The following is a 4,102-nucleotide window of genomic DNA, read 5'->3' as shown; positions in this document are numbered from 1 at the left end:
GCCGTCGCTGCCGACGCCGCCGATGGACTCCGTGACCCAGGTCGGGTCGCCCGAGAACAGGGCGTCGTACTCCGGCGTGCGCAGGAACCGCACGATCCGCAGCTTGATCACGAAGTCGTCGATGAGCTCCTGGGCGCGGGACTCGTCGACGGTCCCCTCGTCCAGGTCGCGCTGGAGGTAGACGTCGAGGAAGGTCGAGGTGCGTCCCAGCGACATCGCGGCGCCGTTCTGCTCCTTCACGGCGGCGAGATAGCCGAGGTAGAGCCACTGCACGGCCTCGTGCGCGGTGGCGGCGGGGCGGGTGACGTCGCAGCCGTAGGAGGCCGCCATGCGGGCCAGCTCGCCCAGGGCGCGGATCTGCTCGGCGATCTCCTCGCGGTCCCGGATGACGTGCTCGGTGGAGGGGCGGGCGTCCAGCAGGGCCTTGTCGGCGAGCTTGCCCTCGATCAGCCGGTCCGTGCCGTACAGGGCCACGCGCCGGTAGTCGCCGATGATCCGGCCGCGGCCGTAGGCGTCGGGCAGGCCGGTGATGATGCCGGCCTTGCGGGCGGCGCGCATCTGGGCGGTGTAGGCGTCGAAGACACCGTCGTTGTGGGTCTTGCGGTAGGTGCCGAACACCTTGGTGACGAACGGGTCGGGCTCGTAGCCGTACGCCTTCAGCCCGTTCTCCACCATCCGCAGCCCGCCGTTCGGCATGATCGCGCGCTTGAGCGGGGCGTCGGTCTGCAGGCCGACGATCAGCTCGCGGTCGCGGTCGATGTAGCCCGGGGCGTGCGAGGTGATCGTCGAGGGGGTCGCGGCGTCGACGTCGTGGATTCCCTTGCGGCGCTCCTCCGGGAAGAGCGAGCTGACCTTCTTCCACACGGCCGTCGTCCGGTCCGTGGGGCCGGCCAGGAAGCTCGCGTCGCCCTCGTACGGGGTGTAGTTGGCCTGCACGAAGTCGCGGACGTCGATGCGCTCGCGCCACGTGGTCCCGGCGAAGTTCCGCCAGGCGCCTGCCTCGTGGGCGGCCTCGGTGCCGTTGCTGCCGGCTGTCACCGTCGCGGTCATCACGGGTCCTCTCCTGTGCTTGTGTCCCACCGACCAGCCTGGTCCTGCCGGGCCGGGGCGGGGAGTGCCGGACAGGGCAGGGCACCCTTCCCTTCCGGCCTGGCGTGGGGGGACTTTGGTCCCGCCGGGACGGGACCGGTCAGCCGACCGTCAGGTCGGGGCGGATCAAAGTGCCCGCGCGGCCGTGGACTATTTCGTAGGCCGCGTCCAGGGCGCCGATGGCGGCGAGACCGCCGGTGCGTTCCACGAAGCGGGCGCAGGCCTCCGCCTTGGGGCCCATGGAGCCGGCCGCGTAACCGGAGCGGCGCAGGTCCTCCGGCGTGGCGTCCACGACCGGACGCTGGTCGGGGGTGCCGTAGCCGCTGTAGACGCACGGCACGTCGGTGAGGATGAGCAGGAAGTCGGCCTTGAGGTCCTCGGCGAGCAGCGCGGCCGTGAGGTCCTTGTCGACGACCGCCTCCACGCCGGTGAGGGCGCCGCTGTCGCGGTCGGCCGTCACCGGTACGCCTCCGCCGCCCGCGCAGATGACCAGCGTGCCCGTCTCGAGCAGGTCGTGCACGGTGTCGGTCTCCACGATCCGCTCGGGCGCGGGGGAGGGCACCACACGGCGCCAGCCCGTGGTGTCCCGGGCGATGTGCCAGCCGCGCCGCTGGGCCAGCGAACGGGCGGCCTCCCGTGAGTAGACCTGGCCGACGAACTTGGTGGGCCGGCCGAAGGCGGGGTCGTCCGGCCGCACGACGGTGTGGGTGACCAGGGCGGCGACACGGCGGCCCGGCAGGGCGTTGTGCAGGGTGCGGACCAGCAGGGAGCCGATCATGCCCTCGGTCTGGGCGCCGAGCAGGTCCAGCGGGTAGGGCGCGCTGAGCGCGGGGTCGGCGGCGCTCTCCATGGCGAGCAGGCCGATCTGGGGGCCGTTGCCGTGGGTGACGACGACCTCGTGCTCGTGGGCGAGGGTGGCGATCGCGGTGGCGACCCGCTCGATGTTGGCCTGCTGGACGTCGGCGTCGGGGCGTTCGCCCCGGTGCAGGAGGGCGTTGCCGCCGAGGGCGACGACGATGCGCATGGTTCAGTCCTCCAGGGTGGCGACGAGGACGGCCTTGATGGTGTGCAGCCGGTTCTCGGCCTGGTCGAAGACGATCGAGGCGGGCGAGGAGAACACCTCGTCGGTGACCTCCAGCCCGTCCAGGCCGTGGGCGTCGAGCAGGTCCCGGCCCAGGCGGGTGCGGTGGTCGTGCAGGGCCGGCAGGCAGTGCATGAACCTGACGTCCGGGTTGCCGGTGGCGGCGACGGTCTTCGCGTTGACCTGGTAGGGCAGCAGCAGGTCGATCCGCTCGTGCCAGGTCTCGGCGGGCTCGCCCATGGAGACCCACACGTCGGTGTAGAGGAAGTCCGTGCCGCGAACGGCGCTCTCGGCGTCCTCGGTGAGCGTGATCCGCGCGCCGCTGCGCTCGGCGGCCGTCCGGCACGCGGCCACGTGCGCCGGGTCGGGCCACAGCCCGGCGGGGGCGGCGATGCGCACGTCCATGCCGAGCAGCGCGCCCATGGCCAGCAGCGAGTTGCCCATGTTGTTGCGGGCGTCGCCGAGGTAGCAGTACGAGATCTCGCGCAGCGGCTTGGGGCTGTGCTCGCGCATGGTGAACACGTCGCACAGGCTCTGGGTGGGGTGCGAGGTCTCGGTGAGCCCGTTGTAGACGGGGACGCCGGAGCGGGCGGCCAGTTCGGTGACGATCGACTGGGCGGAGCCCCGGTACTCGATGCCGTCGAACATGCGGCCCAGTACGCGGGCGGTGTCGGCGATGGACTCCTTGCTGCCGACGTGGGTGTCGCCCGGGCCGAGGTAGGTGGTGGCGGCACCCTGGTCGGCGGCGGCGACCTCGAAGGCGCAGCGGGTGCGGGTGGAGGTCTTCTCGAAGATCAGCGCGAGGTGACGGCCCGTCAGGCGGGGCTTTTCGGTGCCCGCGCGCCGGGCCGCCTTGAGGGCGGTGGCCAGGTCGAGGAGCCGGTGGATCTCATCGGCGGTGAAGTCGAGTTCGCTCAGGTAGGAGCGGCCACGCAGGTCCGTGCTCGGTGTGCTGTTCTTGGTCATGGCGGGTTCCCTGGAAGGTGTGGTGTCTCAGTCGGTGACGGCGTCGCGTTCCACGGGGCAGCTCATGCAGCGCGGCCCGCCCCGGCCGCGGCCGAGTTCGGCGCCGGCGATGGTGACGACCTCGATGCCCTGCTTGCGCAGGTAGGTGTTGGTGGTGACGTTGCGCTCGTAGCCGACGACCACTCCGGGCGCCAGGGCGAGGAAGTTGCTGCCGTCGTCCCACTGTTCGCGCTCGGCGTTGCGGATGTCCTGGGGCGCGGACAGCATCCGCACCTTGTCCAGGTCGAGCGCCTCGGCGAGCGCGCTGCCCAGGTCGGAGTTGGCGGTGACGTCGAAGCCGGCCACGTGGTCCTCGCCGGGCCGCAGGGTCCACGAGCGCAGCGAGTCCGCGAGGCCCGGGTAGATGGTGAACGCGTCCCGGTCCACCATCGTCAGCACCGTGTCCAGGTGCATGTAGGCGCGGGTCGAGGGGAGTTGGACGGCGATCAGCCGGGTGGCGGTGCCGCCCGCGAAGAGCCGTACGGCCAGGTTCTCCACGGCCTGGGCGGTGGTCCGCTCCCCCATGCCGACCATGACGGCGCCGTTGCCGAGGACGTGCACGTCGCCGCCCTCCAGGGTGCCCCAGGGTCCGTCCAGGACCGGCTCGGGGACCCGGCCGGCGAACAGCGGGTGGAACCGGTAGATCGCCTGGGCGTGCAGACTCTCGCGCCGCCGGGCGGACTTGGCCATGGGGTTGACCGACACCTGGTCGTAGATCCAGCAGGAGTTGTCGCGCGGGAAAAGGTGGTTGGGCAGCGGGGCGAGCGCGAAGTCGTCGGCGTCCAGCGCGTTCCAGACCAGGCTGTGCGGGGTGTTCAGCGGCAGGTCGCTCTTGAGCAGGCCGCCGATCAGGTAGCCGGCGAGGGTCTCGCCGTCCAGTTCGGCGCACAGCCCGCGCACCGGGTCGACCAGGGCCGCGCCGACGGT

At 72.0% G+C, this 4,102-nt stretch carries 4 protein-coding genes; all 4 read right to left on the bottom strand.

Going from position 1 to position 4,102, the window contains the following annotated elements; translation table 11 throughout:
• On the bottom strand, positions 1-1,050 hold a 1,050-nt coding region (locus tag IE249_RS37230), incomplete at its 3' end, for a pyruvate formate lyase family protein (protein WP_308434344.1).
• 139 nt (positions 1,051-1,189) lie between these two features.
• Positions 1,190-2,113 carry a carbamate kinase gene (locus IE249_RS14415; protein ID WP_189705202.1) on the bottom strand — a complete coding sequence of 308 codons (924 nt, stop codon included), beginning with the start codon at positions 2,111-2,113 and terminating at the stop codon, positions 1,190-1,192.
• Positions 2,114-2,116: 3 nt separating this feature from the next.
• The gene (gene argF, locus IE249_RS14410) at positions 2,117-3,136 is read right to left on the bottom strand and encodes an ornithine carbamoyltransferase (protein WP_189705201.1); all 1,020 of its coding nucleotides are present in this window, start codon (positions 3,134-3,136) and stop codon (positions 2,117-2,119) included.
• 27 nt (positions 3,137-3,163) lie between these two features.
• The coding region (locus tag IE249_RS14405; RefSeq protein ID WP_229858448.1) for an arginine deiminase at positions 3,164-4,102 on the bottom strand (939 nt) is incomplete at its 5' end.

This window comes from Streptomyces anandii JCM 4720 (assembly GCF_014650655.1).
GTDB lineage: Bacteria > Actinomycetota > Actinomycetes > Streptomycetales > Streptomycetaceae > Streptomyces > Streptomyces anandii.
Note: the sequence above shows the minus strand (reverse complement) of the source record. Positions and strands in the feature narration are given on the sequence as shown.

Coding starts and splice junctions, on each gene's coding strand:
- IE249_RS14415 (WP_189705202.1), bottom strand. CDS start 2,113: ATGCGCATCGTCGTCGCCCTCGGCGGCAACGCCCTCCTGCACCGGGGC.
- argF (WP_189705201.1), bottom strand. CDS start 3,136: ATGACCAAGAACAGCACACCGAGCACGGACCTGCGTGGCCGCTCCTAC.